Origin of the sequence: Pseudomonas sp. IT-P74 (genome assembly GCF_949768175.1) — a bacterium.
Taxonomy (GTDB): Bacteria; Pseudomonadota; Gammaproteobacteria; order Pseudomonadales; family Pseudomonadaceae; genus Aquipseudomonas.
This window is the reverse complement of record NZ_CATKQD010000044.1, coordinates 307089-325931: the sequence shown is the minus strand read 5'-3', so window position 1 is coordinate 325931 and position 18843 is coordinate 307089. Positions and strand designations below refer to the sequence as shown.

General features: G+C 60.6%; 17 protein-coding genes. 4 read left to right on the top strand and 13 right to left on the bottom strand.

Features of this window, described 5'->3' with window-relative positions; genetic code table 11:
• Positions 1-7: 7 nt before the first annotated feature.
• From ACM6J5_RS19920 to pcaR, 9 genes are all read right to left on the bottom strand, one after another.
• Positions 8-1372, bottom strand: a complete 1365-nt coding sequence (locus ACM6J5_RS19920; RefSeq protein WP_414929192.1) for a 3-carboxy-cis,cis-muconate cycloisomerase — start codon at positions 1370-1372, stop codon at positions 8-10.
• A 45-nt stretch (positions 1373-1417) separates the two neighbouring features.
• Positions 1418-2722, bottom strand: coding sequence for an MFS family transporter (locus ACM6J5_RS19915; protein ID WP_095945402.1), 1305 nt, complete (start codon positions 2720-2722; stop codon positions 1418-1420).
• Between the two features lie 193 nt (positions 2723-2915).
• Positions 2916-3482: a protocatechuate 3,4-dioxygenase subunit alpha gene (pcaG, locus tag ACM6J5_RS19910; RefSeq protein ID WP_095945401.1), complete on the bottom strand. Its 567-nt coding sequence runs from the start codon at positions 3480-3482 to the stop codon at positions 2916-2918.
• Between the two features lies 1 nt (position 3483).
• Positions 3484-4188 (bottom strand): protocatechuate 3,4-dioxygenase subunit beta, encoded by a 705-nt coding sequence (gene pcaH, locus ACM6J5_RS19905; protein WP_414929191.1) that lies wholly within the window; start codon positions 4186-4188, stop codon positions 3484-3486.
• A gap of 37 nt (positions 4189-4225) precedes the next feature.
• A complete protein-coding gene (pcaF, locus tag ACM6J5_RS19900) occupies positions 4226-5431 on the bottom strand; it encodes a 3-oxoadipyl-CoA thiolase (protein WP_414929190.1) in 1206 nt (401 codons plus the stop codon).
• Positions 5428-6207: a CoA-transferase subunit beta gene (locus ACM6J5_RS19895; RefSeq protein WP_414929189.1), complete on the bottom strand. Its 780-nt coding sequence runs from the start codon at positions 6205-6207 to the stop codon at positions 5428-5430. The genes pcaF and ACM6J5_RS19895 overlap by 4 nt, the downstream gene beginning before the upstream one ends.
• Positions 6207-7064: a CoA transferase subunit A gene (locus tag ACM6J5_RS19890; RefSeq protein WP_008054173.1), complete on the bottom strand. Its 858-nt coding sequence runs from the start codon at positions 7062-7064 to the stop codon at positions 6207-6209. The genes ACM6J5_RS19895 and ACM6J5_RS19890 overlap by 1 nt, the downstream gene beginning before the upstream one ends.
• Before the next feature lie 267 nt (positions 7065-7331).
• Positions 7332-8678 carry an MFS transporter gene (locus tag ACM6J5_RS19885; protein ID WP_095945397.1) on the bottom strand — a complete coding sequence of 449 codons (1347 nt, stop codon included), beginning with the start codon at positions 8676-8678 and terminating at the stop codon, positions 7332-7334.
• 123 nt (positions 8679-8801) lie between these two features.
• Positions 8802-9644, bottom strand: a complete 843-nt coding sequence (gene pcaR / locus ACM6J5_RS19880) for a pca regulon transcriptional regulator PcaR (protein ID WP_095945396.1) — start codon at positions 9642-9644, stop codon at positions 8802-8804.
• A gap of 692 nt (positions 9645-10336) precedes the next feature.
• On the opposite strand from pcaR, the gene ACM6J5_RS19875 reads away from it, so the two are divergent.
• Positions 10337-10537, top strand: a complete 201-nt coding sequence (locus ACM6J5_RS19875; RefSeq protein WP_007986337.1) for a hypothetical protein — start codon at positions 10337-10339, stop codon at positions 10535-10537.
• A 376-nt stretch (positions 10538-10913) separates the two neighbouring features.
• The gene (locus ACM6J5_RS19870) at positions 10914-12389 is read left to right on the top strand and encodes an inorganic phosphate transporter (RefSeq protein WP_095945395.1); all 1476 of its coding nucleotides are present in this window, start codon (positions 10914-10916) and stop codon (positions 12387-12389) included.
• A gap of 277 nt (positions 12390-12666) precedes the next feature.
• Here ACM6J5_RS19870 and ccoM read toward each other — a convergent pair whose 3' ends face one another.
• From ccoM to ACM6J5_RS19855, 3 genes are all read right to left on the bottom strand, one after another.
• Positions 12667-12777 carry a cytochrome c oxidase subunit CcoM gene (gene ccoM, locus ACM6J5_RS19865; protein ID WP_007976669.1) on the bottom strand — a complete coding sequence of 37 codons (111 nt, stop codon included), beginning with the start codon at positions 12775-12777 and terminating at the stop codon, positions 12667-12669.
• A gap of 143 nt (positions 12778-12920) precedes the next feature.
• The gene (locus ACM6J5_RS19860) at positions 12921-13082 is read right to left on the bottom strand and encodes a hypothetical protein (protein WP_095945394.1); all 162 of its coding nucleotides are present in this window, start codon (positions 13080-13082) and stop codon (positions 12921-12923) included.
• 99 nt (positions 13083-13181) lie between these two features.
• A complete protein-coding gene (locus ACM6J5_RS19855; RefSeq protein ID WP_095945393.1) occupies positions 13182-13523 on the bottom strand; it encodes an aspartate-semialdehyde dehydrogenase in 342 nt (113 codons plus the stop codon).
• Between the two features lie 216 nt (positions 13524-13739).
• Between ACM6J5_RS19855 and rapA the strand changes: the two genes are divergently transcribed.
• A complete protein-coding gene (gene rapA, locus ACM6J5_RS19850; protein ID WP_095945392.1) occupies positions 13740-16586 on the top strand; it encodes an RNA polymerase-associated protein RapA in 2847 nt (948 codons plus the stop codon).
• A 168-nt stretch (positions 16587-16754) separates the two neighbouring features.
• Here rapA and ACM6J5_RS19845 read toward each other — a convergent pair whose 3' ends face one another.
• The gene (locus ACM6J5_RS19845; protein WP_095945391.1) at positions 16755-18104 is read right to left on the bottom strand and encodes a spinster family MFS transporter; all 1350 of its coding nucleotides are present in this window, start codon (positions 18102-18104) and stop codon (positions 16755-16757) included.
• Positions 18105-18372: 268 nt separating this feature from the next.
• On the opposite strand from ACM6J5_RS19845, the gene ACM6J5_RS19840 reads away from it, so the two are divergent.
• Complete coding sequence (locus tag ACM6J5_RS19840) at positions 18373-18738, top strand: YkgJ family cysteine cluster protein (protein ID WP_046043993.1); 366 nt, start codon at positions 18373-18375, stop codon at positions 18736-18738.
• Positions 18739-18843: the final 105 nt, after the last annotated feature.

The window sequence follows — 18843 nt, the reverse complement described above, 5'->3', positions numbered from 1 at the left end:
GTCTCCTTCAGGCAATCAATGCAGAATGTTCAGCCACCGCGCGCTCGACCCAGGTTTTGGCCTGACCGAGATAGTGAGCGGGGTCCAGCAGATGATCGAGTTCAGCCGCCGAAAGCTCGGCGGTCACTTGCGGTTCGTCGCCGAGGACCGCGCGCAGGTGACGCTGTTCGGCCACGGCACGTTTGCAGCATTGTTCCAACAGATGGTGCGCGGCATCGCGTCCGACCCGTTGCGCGAGAACGATGCTCACCGCTTCGGCGAGCACCAGGCCCTGGGTCAAATCGAGGTTGCGAGCCATGCGCTCGGCATCCACCTCCAGCCCTTTGGCGATCAACAATACTTGCTGCAGGCTGCCGGACACCAGGCAGCAAATCTCCGGCAGGGTTTCCCACTCGGCATGCCATAGACCGAGACTGCGCTCGTGTTCCTGGGGCATGGCGCTGAACAGCGTCGAGAGCAAACCAGGTACACGCGTCGCCGCGCCGATCAACACCGCCGCGCCCACCGGATTGCGTTTGTGCGGCATGGTCGAGGAACCGCCCTTGCCCGGCGCCGAGGGTTCGAACACTTCCGCGGCCTCGGTCTGCATCAACAGGCTGATATCGCGACCGAGTTTGCCGAGACTGCCGGCGATCAGGCCGAGCACGGCACCGAACTCCACCACGCGATCGCGCTGGGTGTGCCACGGCTGATCGGGCAAGGTCAGTTGCAGCTCTCCGGCCAGCGCCTGGGCAATCGGCATGGCCTGTTCGCCAAGGGCCGCAAGGGTTCCGGAAGCACCGCCGAATTGCAGCACCAACAGGCGTGGCTTGAGTTCGGCCAAGCGTTGGCGACTGCGGGTCACCGCCCCCAGCCAACCGGCGATCTTCATGCCGAGGGTGACCGGTGTCGCATGCTGCAGCCAGGTACGTCCGGCCAATGGCGTGATCGCGTAGCGCCGGGCCTGGGACGCGAGGGTCTGTCCCAGTTGTGCCAGGTCGCCTTCGATCAGTTCCAGAGCGCGGCGTAGTTGCAGCACCAGGCCGCTGTCCATCACGTCCTGGCTGGTCGCGCCCAGATGCACATAGCGCTCGGCTTCGGCATCGGTGGCCGCGATCTGTTTGCCCAGCGCCTTGACCAACGGAATGGCCGAATTACCCGCCGTGGCAATCGCCTCGCCCAACGCTGCAAAGTCATAAAGTCCGGCGCGGCAAGCCGCTTCAATCGGCGCGACAACACTCGACGGAATCAACCCTGCCTGCGCTTCGGCCCGGGCCAGTGCCGCTTCGAAATCGAGCATGGCCTGGACCCGGCCCTGATCGCAGAACACCTCACGCATATCGCGGGCCGTGAAATAGGCATCGAACAATTGATTGCCCGGTCGCTGGTTCATAAACAGTTCCTGAAGACGCGGGCCTTTGCGGCCCGCGTGTGAAGATCAAAGATCGTGATGCAGATACTTCGCCTGTTTCGGCAGACGCAGGCTGAACAGGAACGCGATCGCCATCATCACCGTCACGTACCAGTAAAAGGAGTTTTCCATGCCCACGGCCTTGAGGCTCAAGGCCACATACTCCGCCGAACCCCCGAAGATCGCATTCGCCACCGCGTATGCCAGGCCGACACCCAGTGCACGCACCTCAGGCGGGAACATCTCGGCTTTCACCAGACCGCTGATCGAGGTGTAGAAACTGACGATCGACAGCGCCAGGGTAATCAGCACGAAGGCCAGAAACGGACTGGTCACGCTTTTCAGGCTCAACAGGATCGGCACGGTGCACAGCGTGCCGAGGGCGCCGAACCAGAGCATCGAGTTACGCCGGCCGATCTTGTCGGCGAGCATGCCGAAAACCGGCTGCATGCACATATAGAGGAACAGCGCGCCGGTCATGATGTAGCTGGCGGTCTTGGCCGGCATGCCGGCGGTGTTCACCAGGTACTTCTGCATGTACGTGGTGAAGGTGTAGAAAATCAGCGAACCGCCGGCGGTGTAACCGAGTACAGTGATGAACGCGGCTTTATGGTCGCGAAACAGGGCGCTGATGCTGCCGGCATCCTTGTTTTCGCGCATTTCCTTGCTGGTGGTTTCTTTCAGCGAACGGCGCAGATACAGCGAAACCAGCGCCGCCATGGCACCCACCACGAAGGGTATCCGCCAGCCGTAGGCACGCAGGTCATCTTCGGTGAGGAACTGTTGCAGGATCACCACCAGCGACACCGCGAGCAACTGGCCGCCGATCAGGGTCACGTACTGGAACGAGGCGAAGAATCCGCGCTGGCCCTTGAGCGCCACTTCGCTCATGTAGGTCGCGGTCGTGCCGTACTCACCGCCCACCGACAAGCCTTGCAGCAAACGGGCGAACAGCAGCAGGATCGGCGCCCAGACCCCGATGCTGTTGTAGGTCGGCAGGCAGGCGATCAGCAGCGAGCCGAAGCACATCATCAGAATCGAGATCAACATCGAATTCTTGCGTCCGTGCTTGTCCGCCAGCCGTCCGAAAATCCAGCCACCAATCGGTCGCATCAGGAACCCGGCGGCGAATACGCCAGCGGTGTTGACCAACTGTACCGTAGGGTTATCGGACGGGAAAAAGGCCGGTGCGAAATAGATCGCACAGAAGGCGTAGACGTAGAAGTCGAACCATTCGACCAGGTTGCCGGACGAGGCACCGACAATGGCGAAGATCCGCTTGTTGCGTTCTTCGCCGGTATAAAGAGCTATAGGTGCTGTGGGTGTTGTCATTGTTTTTTCACTCAATGGGGACAGAGATAGTCTAGACACACTTTGCAACACTCCCGTTCCACAGATACATCCGCGATTCGTACCCCCTGTAGGAGCGAGCCTGCTCGCGATAGCAGTGTGTCAGACGACATCGACGGTGAATGTACCGACGCCATCGCGAGCAGGCTCGCGCCTACAGGTGAACAGTGTTCACTCAATAATCGAAGAACACCGTCTCGGCATCGGTACCCTGCAGAATCACATTCCACTGGTACACACCCGACGCATCCTGCCTGGCCAGCAGCGTACTGCGGCGCTCGGCCGGCACGCACTCCAGCAACGGATCGTTGACGTTGGCGACTTCGCCATCAAAGTAAATCCGCGTCAGCAAGTGCTTGACCAGGCCACGGGCAAACACCAGCACCACCAGGTGCGGTGCCTGGGTCGTGCCTTTGAGCCCCTCGACCGTACCGGGCTTGATGGTGGTGAAACGGAAACGCCCTTCGGCATCCACCGGCACCCGGCCAAAGCCTTCGAAATTCGGGTCCAGGGGTTTGTCCTGGTCGTCTTCCGGGTGGTCATACTTGCCGGCGGCGTTGGCCTGCCAGACTTCCAGCATCGCGTCGTTGACGATGTCGCCATTGCCGTCGACCACTTGCCCGGTGATCGCCACGCGTTCGCCCAGGGTTTGCTCGACGGTCAGGTTTTCGCGGTTCAGCCAGGTCAGGCCGATGTGGTAGTACGGCCCGACGGTGTGGGACGTGGTCGCAGTCAGCGTCATCTTATTTCTCCATCGGCGTGGCGTCGCGGCCGCGCAAAACGATGTCCCAACGATAACCGAGGGCATAGGAAGGGATGGTTTTTTCCAGGTCGAAGCTGGCGATCAAGCGCTCCTTGGCGCTGGTATCGGGCACGCAGTTGTAGATCGGGTCGTACGCCAGCAGCGGGTCGCCCGGGAAATACATCTGCGTCACAAGGCGCGTGAGGATGCTCGGCCCGAACAACGAGAAGTGAATGTGCGCCGGGCGCCAAGCGTTGTGGTGGTTACCCCACGGGTACGCACCGGGTTTGATGGTCTGGAACTGATACCAGCCATCGGCGTCGGTCACGGTGCGGCCAGTGCCGGTGAAATTCGGGTCCAGCGGTGCATCGTGCAGGTCGCGGGCATGAGCGTAGCGACCAGCGGCGTTGGCCTGCCAGATCTCCACCAGAATCCCCGGCACCGGCAGACCGTTTTCATCCAGCACGCGGCCGTGGATGATGATGCGCTCACCCTGTGGCTGCCCCTCGTGCTGGGCGGTCAGGTCGCTGTCCTTCTCGTTGACACGCTCGGCGCCGATGGTCGGACCGGTAATTTCCGACAACGAATGGGGCAGCAATACCAACGGTTTCGACGGCGAGCGCAGGTTGGTGGATTGATAGGTCGGGTGCAGGTATTCCGGCTGAGTGCCCGCCTGCGGGCGACGGTAACCAGGCTTGTCAGTCATTACACTTTCCTCAGTTCTTATTAGCCGACAGGGTGGGTCAGACCCGTTCGATCGCCAAAGCCAGACCTTGGCCAACACCAACGCACATGGTCGCCAGACCTTTCTTGCCGCCGGTTTTTTCCAGCTGATGCAATGCGGTCAACACCAGTCGTGCGCCGCTCATGCCCAATGGATGGCCCAAGGCAATGGCGCCACCGTTCGGGTTGACCTGGACCGCGTCGTCGGCGATCCCCAGTTCACGCAGCACCGCCAGGCCCTGGCTTGCGAAGGCTTCGTTGAGTTCGATCACGTCGAAATCGCTGACCGCCACACCGAGGCGTTCGATCAGTTTACGCACCGCCGGCACCGGGCCGATGCCCATTACACGCGGAGCAACACCGGCGCTGGCCATGCCGAGCACTTTGGCGCGGGCAGTCAGACCGTGTTTCTTCACCGCTTCGGCCGAAGCCAGGATCAACGCGGCAGCACCGTCGTTCACACCGGAGGCATTGCCGGCGGTGACGGTTTTGTCGGGACCGTTGACCGGTTTGAGTTTGATCAGGGCTTCCAGGGTGGTGTCGGCGCGAGGATGCTCGTCCTGGCTGACCACGATTTCACCCTTCTTGTGGGCAATGCGCACTTCAACGATTTCTTCGGCGAAGTACCCGGCAGCTTGCGCGGCGGCCGTGCGTTGTTGACTGCGCAGGGCGAACGCGTCCTGATCGGCGCGGGACACCTTGTAATCGTCGGCCACGTTGTCAGCGGTCTGCGGCATCGCATCCACGCCGTACTGGGCTTTCATCAACGGGTTGATGAAGCGCCAGCCGATGGTGGTGTCTTCGAGCTTCATGTTGCGCGAAAACGCCGCGTCAGCCTTGCCCATCACGAACGGTGCGCGGGACATCGACTCGACGCCGCCGGCGATCGTCAGCTCCATTTCGCCGCTGGCGATGGCGCGGAACGCGGTGCCGATGGCATCCATGCCCGACGCGCAGAGGCGGTTGAGGGTCACGCCAGGAATGGTTTCCGGCAGACCGGCCAGCAACAGCGCCATACGTGCAACGTTGCGGTTGTCTTCACCGGCCTGGTTGGCGCAGCCGAGGAACACCTCGTCCACCGCGTTCCAGTCCATCGAGGGGTTACGCTCCATCAAGGCCTTGATCGGCACGGCGGCCAGGTCGTCGGCGCGAACCGTCGACAGGCCACCGCCGAAACGGCCGATGGGGGTACGAATCGCGTCGCAGATATAAACGTCACGCATCACGCTTCTCCGGGGGCTTGGCCGTGGGCGGCAGCAGTGCGGGCTTCGAGATCACGCAATGCGGTCAGTTCGACTTCTGTTGGCTCAACGGTTTGCTCAACGTTGTCGGCAAAACGAATCGCCCAACCGGTGGCGGCGACCACTTGCTCGCGGGTCACGCCCGGGTGCAGTGCGGTGACCACGAATTCGTGGGTGCCCTCCTCCGGTTCCATGATGCACAGGTCGGTGATGATCCCTACCGGACCGGCGCCTGGCAGGCCAAGACGCTTGCGCGAATCGCCACCCTCACCGTGACCGACCGAGGTAATGAAGTCGAGTTTGTCGACAAAGGAGCGCGACGACTGCTTGAGGATAATTAATACGCTCTTGGCGGAACCGGCAATCTCCGGCGCGCCACCGGCACCCGGCAGACGGACTTTCGGCGCGTGGTAATCACCCACCACGGTGGTGTTGATGTTGCCGAAACGGTCGACCTGCGCCGCGCCGAGGAAACCGACGTCAATGCGTCCGCCCTGCAGCCAGTAGCGGAAAATCTCGCCGGTCGGGACCACGGTGTCGGCGGTTTCCGCCAACTCACCGTCACCGATCGACAGTGGCAATACACTTGGCTTGGCACCGATCGGACCCGATTCGTAGATCAGGACGACATCAGGCGAAGAAGTCAGGCGCGCCAGGTTGGCCGCTTTCGACGGCAGGCCGATACCGACGAAGCACACCGAACCGTTCTTCAGACGGCGAGCGGCAGCGACGGTCATCATTTCATTGGTGGTGTAAGTCATTACTTCGCCTCCGAAGCGGCGGCCAGTTTGGCCTGGAACTCGCTGAAGTCAGCGCTGCCGTGGATGTATTCGTTGATCCACGCGGTGAAGGTTTCACGGTCGCGGGCAATCGGGTCCCAGGCCTGGTAGAAGCGGTTGTCGCGCTCGTTGTAACCATGGGCGTAGGACGGATGCGCGCCGCCAGGTACGTGGCAAACCGCGCTCAGGGCCCAGGTTGGCAATACACAGGAGTTCATCGGTGCATTGAGGTCGTCGACGATTTCCTCAACGGTGACGATGCAACGCTTGGCGGCCAGTGCGGCTTCTTTCTGCACGCCGAGGATGCCCCAGAGCAGCACGTTGCCCTTGCGGTCGGCTTTCTGCGCGTGAATCACGGTAATGTCCGGGCGCACTGAAGGCACGGCGGCCAACACTTCGCCTGTGAACGGGCAGGTAACCGATTTGATCAGCGGGTTGACCTTCGGCAGGTCGGAACCGGCGTAAGCACGCAGTACCGCGAACGGCAGGCCGGAAGCACCGGCAACGTAGGCGTTGGCCAGGTCGGCGTGGCTGTGTTCTTCGATCTCCAGCGCGTGGGGCCACTGTTTCTCGACGGCGTCACGCAGACGGTGCAGAGAACCTACGCCAGGGTTACCACCCCAGGAGAAAATCAGCTTGCGGGCACAACCGGCACCGATCAACTGGTCGTAGATCAAGTCAGGGGTCATCCGCACCAGGGTCAGGTCTTTCTTGCCCTGGCGAATGATTTCGTGACCCGCCGCCGTCGGGATCAGGTGAGTAAAGCCTTCGAGCGCGACCGTATCGCCGTCGTTTACGAATTGCTTCACCGCGTCGTGCAGCGAAAGGATTTCAGCCATTAGGGCAGGCTCCCGTTTATTGTTAACCGACAGTGGAAGAAGGCGCCGATGCGCAGCGCCGGAATGACTGAAGATTAAGCCCGTGCAAAACGCCAAACAATCCGATAATCGACTAAGCGTTCGATTATCGAACATATTGTTACTTGGCTACCGATCCCCAAAAGCTTCGCGAGCAGGCTCGCTCCCACAGAGGAATGCGATCACCGGTGGGAGCGAGCCTGCTCGCGAAGAGACCCGCACATTCACTAAGGAATCTGGCTGGTGGCCTCAGGTCGCATCCGCATGACTGACCATGCCCTTGATCACCACCGCTGTCGTCGCCAGTGCCGCCGGAATCACCAGCGCCGTCAGCACTTGCTCGAAGTTCCAGCCCAGCCCCAGCAGCGTCGCGCCCATCCAGGCACCAAGGATGGCGCCGAAGCGGCCGATGCCGAGCATCCACGACACCCCGGTGGCCCGCCCTTGAGTCGGATAGAACCGCGCCGCCAGTGACGGCATCGCCGATTGAGCACCGTTGACACACATCCCGGCCACCAGTACCAGGGTCGCCAGGATTGTGATGTTGCCCAGGCTCTGCCCTACCGCGTAGGCAAACACCCCGGCCAGCAGGTAGAAAGTACCGATGACCTTGTGCGGATTGAACCGGTCCATTGCCCAGCCCACGCCCACCGCACTCAGCACGCCACCCAACTGGAACAGCGCGCCGATGAAGGCCGCCTGCTCCATGCTCGCGCCACTGTCACGCATCAGGGTCGGCAGCCAGCTGGTCAGCAGGTAGACGATCACCAGGCCCATGAAGTAGGTCAGCCACAGCAGCAAGGTGCCGGTGCTGTAGGTGCCGGAGAAAATCACCGCGAACACATTGCGCGCCTTCACGGTTTTCTGTTCCGGGACGCTGAAGCTCGACGCCTGGGCCACCACCGTCGGGTCAATCGGCGCCAGTGCCTTGCGCACTTTGTCCGTACCGCGGTTGCGCACCACAAGGTAACGCGCCGACTCCGGTAGCCAGAGCAGCAAAACGACGGCGAGGATCAACGGCAGAATCCCACCGATCAGCAGCAGGCTATGCCAGCCAAAGGCCGGAATGAGCTTGGCCGAGATAAATCCACCGCCGGCCATGCCGAGGTTGAAGCCGCAGAACATGCTGGTCACCAGCAGGGACTTCTTGCGCTCCGGGGTGTACTCCGACAGCAAGGTCGTGGCGTTCGGCATGCCGGCACCCAGACCCAGGCCGGTCAGGAAGCGCAACACCAGCAACTGATCGACATTGCTGCTGTAGGCCGAGGCCAGGCTGAAGGCGCCGAACAACAGCACCGCACCGACCAGTACGACTTTTCGCCCGAAGCGGTCAGCCAGAGGACCGGAGCCCAGTGCGCCGAAGACCATGCCGATCAATGCCGCACTCATTACCGGACCGAGACTGGCGCGGTCGATACCCCAGTCCTGGGACAGGGCCGGGGCGATGAAGCCCATGGCCGCAGTGTCGAGGCCATCGAGGAAGACAATCAGGAAACACAGGATCACCACGCGCCACTGATAGCGCGAAATGGGTTGGGCATTGATGAAGGACTGCACGTCGAGGCAGTTTCCTACAGCAGACTGAGGCTGGTTCATTATTTTTATTCCACGGATCGCAGTCGAACGGTGTCAGCAGATGCTGACGAAGCCGCGACAGTAATGATCCGGAGGAAACAGCGTCAATTCACCCAGCGCGACTCTGTGCGTTTATCGAACACCTTAAGTGAACAGCTGGGTGCTCAGGTCGCGACTGGCACTCAGCAGGCCGGGCAGAAAACGCTGTTCCAGCTCATTGCGGCTGACTCGCCCGGCGTGGGTGCTGACATTGAGGGCCGCAACCACCTGGCCGGAAGCGTCGTACACCGGGACAGCAATCGAACGCAGCCCTTGCTCGAGTTCCTGATCGACTATGCACCAGCCTTGCTGTCGCACCTCTTGCAGGCATTCGAGCAATGCCTCGGGGGTGTGGATCGTACGGCTGGTCTTGGCCTGCAATTCGGCGTGATCGAGGTATTCGCCCAGCGACGTGTCATCCAGCGCGGCCAGCAGAATCCGCCCCATCGACGTGCAATAGGCCGGCAAGCGCCCGCCCACCGACAGGTCCACCGAAATCAGGCGCTGGGTGGTTGCGGAGCGGGCGATGTACAGAATGTCATCACCCTCCAGCGTGGCCATATTGCAGGCCTCGTGCAGTTGCTCGCTCATACGGTCCAGGTACGGCTGGGCGGAAACCGCCAGCGGCGTCGAGGACACATAGGCATGGCCGAGGGTCAGCACTTTGGGCAGCAACGAATAGGTGCGGCCGTCGGTGGTGGCGTAGCCGAGCTTGATCAGGGTGTGCAGGCAACGGCGCACGGCGGCGCGGGGAATTTCCGTGCGGTGGCTGATCTGAGCGATGGTCAGGTGCCGTTTGCGCTCCTGGAACGCTTGCACCACGGCCAGGCCACGAGCCAGGGACGTCATGAAATCCGGGTCGCCGGTCAGTGCCTGGATCCGTTTGGCTGGCGAGGCCACGATGGGAGGAGCCACTGAAGCGAAGGAATTGCGCAATTGATCGTTCATACAAGGTCCTTTTACCCATTCGGATCGGCGACTATTACAAAGGGCTGGCGCCTGACGCTCAAGCCCGCCCCGTCAACTCCGTGCGATTATCGAACGCTCGACCGATAATCGCAATCTGTCGTGTAAATCCCCTCCGGTGCGCTGATGTCCGGTTTTCGCTGATTTGCGCCCCTCATGTTTACGCCGACTCGACACAGGACTTAAGGGGCAATCCAATTGCCGTAACTTGCCTGACTTAATGGCGTCAGAAAGGCATCGCGGCGATCTGGTATCAGTCGACGTTCTAGTTAATCGCAAAGTATCGAGCAACAAAACGGTCACACACCAAGAACAACTTTTAACTCTTTGGAGATAGTGTTCTTCAAATCGGCCGCTATAATACAATTCAGTAGCGCTTCGGTTTTTTACTTGCCGAACCCGCTGCCCGGCAATGCGATGTTCCATCACCGTTGCCCGCTGCAAGCGCCAGATCCGCATTGCACAGCCTTGCCGATGCGCTTGCCGAAACAGGAAACTGAAGCTACGTCAGCTGTTTATCTCTGGTGCCGTGGCCGCCTGTGACATGGAAGTATTGATCACGTTGTTGCCAAAAACGATGCCTTGACGGGCATTGCCCATTCGACGAATGTGATCAACCGATTTGATGCAGCGCGTTTTCACCAGAATTTATCCCCACTCAATCAGGTAGCACTGTGACGAAAGACGAACTGCGCGCGGAACTAGAGCGCCAGGAACAACGTTACAAGGAAGTTTACGGCGGAGAAGTCACCACTTACGCCGCTCAACCCGAACCGGAACGCAAACCCTGGCGTAAACGCGCCACCGTTCAGGATCAGGTTTTCCAGCAGGAACTTCAAAAAATGGAAAAGGAACTCAAAGCCGAAGAGCCGTGACTGCTTCGGCCTGATCCTTACAAAGGCCTGCCTCTGCACCCGTTAAAAGCGGGATGTATTGATGCTGCCTTTCGCGCCCGCTACGAGCGGGCAGCGGCCATCACCGTCGCCGAATCCGACAGATTTCCGGTATCTGACCTATTTCTCAGATTTTTCTCACAGCCATTCAAGCCCCTCTTACCGGGCCGCGAAGGTTTTGTGACAGCCTCTTTTTTTAATTAAATCAATGACTTAAAAAACACAGCAAAACCGTGGGTTTTCAGGTGCTGCGGCAAAAAAATTCGTTGAAGAATGTTACCGATGAGCAGCTAGTGCATTGATTAGCAGTCTTTTCTGGCATAATCGCGCCCCCTTATGACCGGGTCAGAAAACCTTCATGATCGATTTATTCAGCGGACTGGATGCTTGGGTGCTTGTGAGCCTCTTGCTCGCCCTGGCCTTTGTCCTCGCCTTCGAGTTCATCAACGGCTTTCATGACACCGCTAACGCGGTGGCGACCGTTATCTACACCAAAGCCATGCCGCCTCATCTGGCGGTGTTCTTCTCCGGTGTGTTCAACTTCCTCGGCGTACTGCTGGGCGGGGTCGGCGTGGCATATGCCATCGTCCACCTGCTGCCGGTGGAACTGCTGATCAATGTGAACACCGGTCACGGGCTGGCCATGGTGTTCTCGTTGCTCGCCGCCGCCATTACCTGGAACCTGGGCACCTGGTACTTCGGTATCCCCGCGTCCAGCTCCCACACGCTGATCGGTTCGATCCTCGGTGTCGGCCTGGCCAACGCCCTGATCAACGATATTCCGCTGGCTGACGGTGTGAACTGGCAGAAAGCGATCGATATCGGCGCCTCGCTGGTGTTCTCGCCAATGGCCGGCTTCCTGATCGCCGCGTTGATCCTGATCGGCCTTAAATGGTGGCGTCCGCTGTCGAAGATGCACAAGACGCCGGAACAGCGCCGCAAGATCGACGACAAGAAACACCCGCCATTCTGGAATCGCCTGGTACTGGTGATCTCGGCCATGGCCGTGAGTTTCGTGCACGGCTCCAACGATGGCCAGAAAGGTATCGGCCTGATCATGCTGGTCCTGATCGGTATCGTGCCAGCGCAGTTCGTCCTCGACCTGAACAGTACGACCTATCAGATCGAGCGGACTCGCGACGCCACGCTGCACCTGAGCCAGTTCTACCAGCGTAACTCTGAAACCCTGGGTGAGTTCCTGGCCCTGGGCAAGAGCGTGGAAGGCGATCTGCCGGAGAAATTCCGTTGCAACCCGCAACAGACCGAACCGACCATCACTGCCCTGCTCGGCACCCTCAAGGGTGTAGCCGACTACCACTCGCTGCCGTCGGAAAGCCGCATCGAAGTACGTCGCTACCTGCTCTGCCTGGACGACACGGCGAAGAAAGTCAGCAAGTTGCCAACGCTCGGGGCCCGTGAAAAGGCTGACCTGGACAAGTTGCGCAAGGACCTGACCACCACCACCGAATACGCTCCTTTCTGGGTGATCCTGGCGGTTGCACTGGCCTTGGGCCTGGGCACCATGGTCGGCTGGAAACGCGTGGTACTGACCATTGGCGAGAAGATCGGCAAGCAAGGCATGACCTACTCCCAGGGCATGTCGGCGCAGATCACCACCGCCACCCTGATCGGCATGGCCAACATCTTCAGCCTGCCGGTTTCCACCACCCACGTGCTGTCCTCCGGCGTGGCGGGCACCATGGTCGCCAACAAAAGCGGCCTGCAAAGCGGCACCGTCAGAACCATCCTGCTGGCCTGGGTATTGACCCTGCCAGCCACCGTGGCCCTGTCGGCCGGGTTGTTCTGGCTGGCCTCGAAGGCCCTTGGCAGCTGATAAGCAGCCAAACCCAAAAAGGCGCGCTCCGCAAGGAACGCGCCTTTTTTATTGCTGCCAATCGCAAAAAATCACTGTAGGAGCGAGCTCTGCTCGCGATGACCGCAAGGACAACGCGTACATTCAGGCAGCCCGCGTCATCGTTGGCGTCCATCGCGAGCAGAGCTCGCTCCTACAGGGTTACGTGTTTACCGATAGTTTTTCGCAGGCAAAAAAAAGGGCAACCGAAGTTGCCCAAAATGCCTTGCGTGCTCATTACATCCAGAAAGAACTACGGTTATTTCCGCTTGTGCGAATCCTTCCAGATAAAAAGTCCGAACCCTGCAAAAAATACAAACATGAGGCTGACAGTCAGCACCCCGGCGATCACCACGTTGTCGAAAAACATGACGCGTCTCCTGTACCTGCCCTGTTGCGATAGGGCTAAGTTAACCAAACGGACAGGAGAGAATATTGACCGGGATCAATGTCGCCCGAGACTGGGCAAGAGGAAGGGAGAAGTTTGACCCGCATCAATGAATGCGGGGGATTTCAGCGCTTTTTCGGTTTGCTCTTCGGCTTTTTTTTGGCTTTGCCCAACGGCATGGCCTGCTCGAACGCCTGGCGAACTTCATTGAGCCGCTTGTCATTGAGGTCATGAACACGCTTGGCGCGTTCAGCATTGAGGTCAATCAGTTTGTCGTCTTGGCTCATGGCGGTCAGTGCATCGCTTGAAATGAGTGTCAGCCGCCGTAGCGTTCGGCAACCCTGCGCCAATAATGCGGCCTGACGGCCGTGCTGACCAGCCTGCGCTCAAATCTCGATATCGACCCACAGCCCCTGCCGTGGCTGATCTGTCATCAGTGGCGCCACCGGCACGGTGTTGTCGGCATTGAGCTCATCCCCGGGAATCGCCAGGTGAGACTCGGCGTCATCATCAGCCTCGCGGCGACGTCGTTCCTGCTCCTGCTTGCGGCGCTGCTCCTCGCGCAGCACCAACCCGTCCTCTTCGGGATTGCGCTTTTGCAGGTCGATGGTGCTTTCACTGGAGCTTTCCTGCACCGGCACCACCGGAGGAATATCCGGACGCTGGCGGATCGGGTCGGTCTGTGAAGTGATCGGCACGGCACTCAAGGGGAGCATCGGTGGCAGCATGTTTTCAGTCTCCTGTCAGCAGGCTGTCGGCTGCGGGGATGGCGACTTGAGCCATCGGTCGCAAACTGTGACTCATTTGGCACTCATTAGTGCACCGGGCGGCGCGTCATTCACAGGTGGGCTAACGTATGACTGTGAGTTTTTCTGAGAGTCCTTTGGCCCTGAAGCCCTCATTCCGTTAAGATAGCCCGCTTTTTCAGGTGGGAGTCAGGCAGCATGGCGCAGCAGTATCAACCGGGGCAACGCTGGATCAGTGACAGCGAAGCCGAGCTGGGTTTAGGCACCGTTCTGGCACAGGACGGCCGCTTGTTGACCGTGCTCTATCCGGCCACTGGCGAGACTCGCCAGTACGCGCTAAGGAATGCGCCCCTCACCCGCGTGCGGTTTTCGCCCGGTGACTCCATCACTCACTTCGAAGGCTGGAAGCTGACCGTTCGCGAAGTCGACGATGTCGATGGCCTGCTGGTTTACCACGGCCTCAACGGGCAGAACGAAGTGGTCACCCTGCCGGAAACCCAGCTGTCGAACTTCATCCAGTTCCGTCTGGCCAGCGACCGCTTGTTCGCCGGGCAGATCGACCCGCTGGCCTGGTTCTCCCTGCGTTACAACACGCTCGAACACACCAGTCGCCAGTTGCAATCCGCACTCTGGGGCCTGGGCGGCGTGCGTGCGCAACCGATCGCGCACCAGTTGCACATCGCCCGCGAAGTCGCCGACCGCATTGCACCGCGGGTTCTGCTGGCGGACGAAGTGGGCCTGGGCAAAACCATCGAAGCCGGTTTGGTGATCCATCGCCAGTTGCTCTCGGGCCGCGCCAACCGCGTGCTGATCCTGGTTCCGGAGAACCTGCAGCACCAGTGGCTGGTAGAGATGCGCCGCCGCTTCAACCTGCAGGTCGCGCTGTTCGACGAAGAGCGCTTCATCGAAAGCGATGCCAGCAACCCCTTCGAAGACACCCAGCTCGCGCTGGTCGCGCTTGAGTGGCTGGTGGACGACGAAAAAGCCCAGGACGCGCTGTTCGCGGCGGGCTGGGACTTGATGGTGGTCGACGAAGCTCACCACCTGGTGTGGCACGAAGATCAGGTCAGCCCCGAGTATTCCCTGGTCGAGCAACTCGCCGAAACCATTCCCGGCGTGTTGCTGTTGACCGCCACCCCGGAACAACTGGGCCAGGACAGCCACTTCGCCCGTCTGCGCCTGCTCGACCCGAACCGCTTCCACGACCTGCAAGCCTTCCGCGCCGAGAGCGAAAACTATCGCCCCGTGGCTGAAGCCGTTCAGGAATTACTGGACAAGGGGCGCCTGTCGCCGCAAGCCCACAAGACCATTCACGGCTTCCTCGGCAACGAAGGCGAAGCCCTGCTGGCCGCCGTCAACGATGGCGACACCGAAGCCAGCGCGCGCCTGGTGCGCGAGCTGCTGGACCGCCACGGCACCGGCCGCGTGCTGTTCCGTAACACCCGCGCCGCCGTGCAGGGGTTCCCGGAGCGCAAGCTGCACCCGTACCCGCTGCCGTGCCCGGACGAATACCTCGAACTGCCATTGGGCGATCACGCCGAGTTGTACCCGGAAGTCAGCTTCCAGGCCCAACCGGACGCCAGCGAAGAAGAACGCTGGTGGAAGTTCGACCCGCGCGTCGAGTGGCTGATCGACCAGCTGAAGATGCTCAAGCGCACCAAAGTACTGGTGATCTGCGCCCACGCCGAAACCGCCATGGACCTGGAAGACGCCCTGCGCGTGCGTTCCGGCATCCCGGCCACGGTGTTCCACGAAGGCATGAACATCCTCGAGCGTGACCGCGCCGCCGCCTACTTCGCCGACGAAGAGTTTGGCGCGCAAGTGCTGATCTGCTCGGAAATCGGCAGTGAAGGCCGCAATTTCCAGTTCTCCCATCACCTGGTGCTGTTCGACCTGCCGTCCCACCCGGACCTGCTGGAACAACGCATCGGTCGTCTGGACCGGATCGGCCAGAAGCACATCATCGAGCTGCACGTGCCGTACCTGGAAACCAGCCCGCAAGAGCGCCTGTTCCAGTGGTACCACGAAGCGCTGAACGCATTCCTCAATACCTGCCCGACCGGCAACGCCTTGCAGCACCAGTTCGGCCCGCGCCTGCTGCCGCTGCTCGAAGAAGCCGACGATGGCGAGTGGCAAGCGCTGATCGACGAAGCCCGCACCGAGCGTGAGCGTCTTGAGGCTGAGTTACACACCGGCCGTGACCGTTTGCTGGAGCTGAACTCCGGTGGCGCGGGTGAAGGCGACGCGTTGGTTGAAGAAATCCTTGAACAAGACGATCAGTTCGCCTTGCCGATCTACATGGAAACCCTGTTCGACGCCTTCGGCATCGATAGCGAAGACCATTCGGAAAACGCGCTGATCCTCAAGCCGAGCGAAAAAATGCTCGACGCCAGCTTCCCGCTGGGCGACGACGAAGGCGTGACCATCACTTACGACCGTAACCAGGCGCTGTCTCGCGAAGACATGCAGTTCATCACTTGGGAACACCCGATGGTTCAGGGCGGCATGGACCTGGTGCTGTCCGGTTCCATGGGCAACACCGCCGTGGCGTTGATCAAGAACAAGGCGCTGAAACCTGGCACCGTGTTGCTGGAACTGCTGTATGTCAGCGAAGTGGTTGCTCCGCGCTCGCTGCAACTGGGCCGCTACCTGCCGCCGGCCGCCCTGCGCTGCCTGCTGGACACCAACGGCAACGACCTGTCGGCCCGCGTGTCGTTCGAGACCTTGAACGACCAGCTCGAAAGCGTACCGCGTGCCAGCGCCAACAAGTTCATCCAGGCCCAGCGTGACCAACTGACGCCACGGATCAACGCCGGAGAAGCGAAGATCCTGCCGCGCCACACAGAACGCGTCGCCGAGGCGCAGCGTCGCCTGGCCGCCGATACCGACGAAGAACTGGCGCGCCTGACCGCCTTGCAAGCGGTCAACCCGACCGTGCGCGACAGCGAACTGGTGGCCCTGCGCAAACAACGCGAGCAAGGTCTGGCCATGCTCGACAAGGCTGCGCTGCGACTGGAAGCGATTCGGGTGTTGGTGGCGGGTTAAGTCCCCTGCTCCACCCTGCTTAAAAAGAAGGCCCGCAGTGATGCGGGCCTTCTTTTTATCTGACTTTTGTGGTGATGCCGATGGCCTCATCGCTAGCAGGCTAGCTCCCACAGGGGTTGTGTTCACACTGGAGATCCAATGTGGGAGCCAGCCTGCTGGCGATAGCAATCATGCAGTCGCCGCTGCAACCTCTGGCTCGACCACGCCAACCAACCCTGCCTTCATCCGCTTGGTATCGCGCACGAAACACCGCGAAGCCAGGAACAGAAACACCACGGTGAACAACAGTGCCACCGGAATCAGGTACATCGCATCGTGCAGACCGACGGCCTTGAACGCTTCAGTCATCTGTTCGGCACCCGCCGCGAGCATCGCCGTGTGGGCGAAGTGATCGGACAACGCGCCGACCACTACCGGCCCAAGACCACCGCCCAACAGATACAACCCGGCGAAGAACAACGCCATGGCAGTCGCCCGCAGACGCGGCTCGACTACATCCTGAATCGCCGTATAAACGCAGGTATAGAAGTTGTAGGCGAACAGCCAACCGAGACCGAACACGGCGACGAAAACACCGATCTCGATTCGCCCGGAATGCAGCGCCCAAGCGGTACAAACCGTCGAAATGACCAGGCTGAAGGCGGCAAACAACAGCCTCCCGTTGGCGACCCGCTGGTGAATCTTGTCCGCAATCCAGCCTCCGAGGGTCAGGCCGACCAACCCGGTCACACCGACAATAACCCCGGTGGCGACCGCGGCATCCTGCAACGGCATGAGGAAGTAGCGTTGCAGCATCGGCACCAGAAACGAGTTGCAGGCATAGGTGGCGAAGTTGAAACACAGGCCGGCCATCACCAGCCACAGGAAGGTTGGCACAGCCAGTACCCGCCGGATCGGCCGATCGATCTTTTCCTGCGAGACCTGAACGCTCTCGGCGGCGCCGCGCTTGGGTTCCTTGATGAAAAACATGAAGATCGCCAGGATCAGCCCGGGCACCGCCGCGATAAAGAACGGCGCGCGCCAGCTATCGAAGGCCTTGACCATCGCGCCAATGGTGAAGAACGCCAACAACAACCCCAATGGCAGCCCCAACATGAAGATCCCCATGGCCCGCGCCCGGCGGTGAGCCGGAAACAAGTCGCCGATCAGCGAGTTGGCGGCTGGCGCGTAGCTGGCCTCGCCAATGCCGATGCCCATGCGCACGATCAGGAAGCTCCAGAAACTGCCCACCATGCCGTTGACGGCGGTCAACCCGCTCCACACCGCCAGCCCCCAGCCCATCAGTTTGCTCCTCGAACCGGTATCGGCCATGCGCCCCAGCGGCAAGCCGGCAATGGCGTAGACGATGGTGAATGCCGTCCCGATGATCCCCAACTGGAAATCACTGAGGTGCCATTCCATGCGAATAGGCTCGATGATGATGGCCGGGATGGTGCGGTCGAAAAAATTGAACAGGTTGGCCAGGAACAACAGGAACAGAATGCGCCAGGCATTGGCCGCTTGGGTCGAGTTCTGCATGGGTCCGTCTCTTTTATTGTTTTTGGGGCGTCACTGCCCCCGGACTTTGCAATCTAGACAGGCCGACCGCACCTGTCTTTCATTATTCGCCAGGCTGATACCAACCCATGGGACGCAACCTGTAGGAGCTTTCACAGGGCCGGTATTTCGCAGTCCGTCCGACCGATGAAAAATACCTTTGAGCCCCCCTTCCCAAGCCGTTGGCGAAGCCTAGAATAGCGGCCTTGTTTCCCCCCCTGTGTCTCCACTCCTCCTTAGATAATCGCCCATGTCCGAAGCCAGTCCGTGTCTGAATTGCGGTGCCTGCTGTTCTCATTTTCGCGTGTCATTTTTCTGGGGTGAATGCGCCTCGTCCGGGGGGACGGTACCCGATGAGCTTGTCGAGCAGATCAGCCCCAGTCGGGTCGCGATGCTCGGCACCGGCTGTAAACCCGTGCGCTGCACCAGCCTGGTCGGAGACGTAGGCAGTACGGTGCAATGCTCGATTTACGAAAAGCGCTCCAGTACCTGCCGGGAATTCGACGCTTCCTGGGTCGATGGCCTGGCCAATCCCGATTGCGACGCGGCCCGTGCCGCTTTTGGCTTGCCGGCCCTGCAACCCGCGTTCGAGACGCCTCAGAAGCAAATCGCCTGAGCATTAGCACTAATCGCTATCAGGCTAATGTCAAAATGTTTGGCACCAATGTGCCACTACGGCTTGCGCTCCATCCATGCCCTCTATACTCCAAGGCATTCGCCG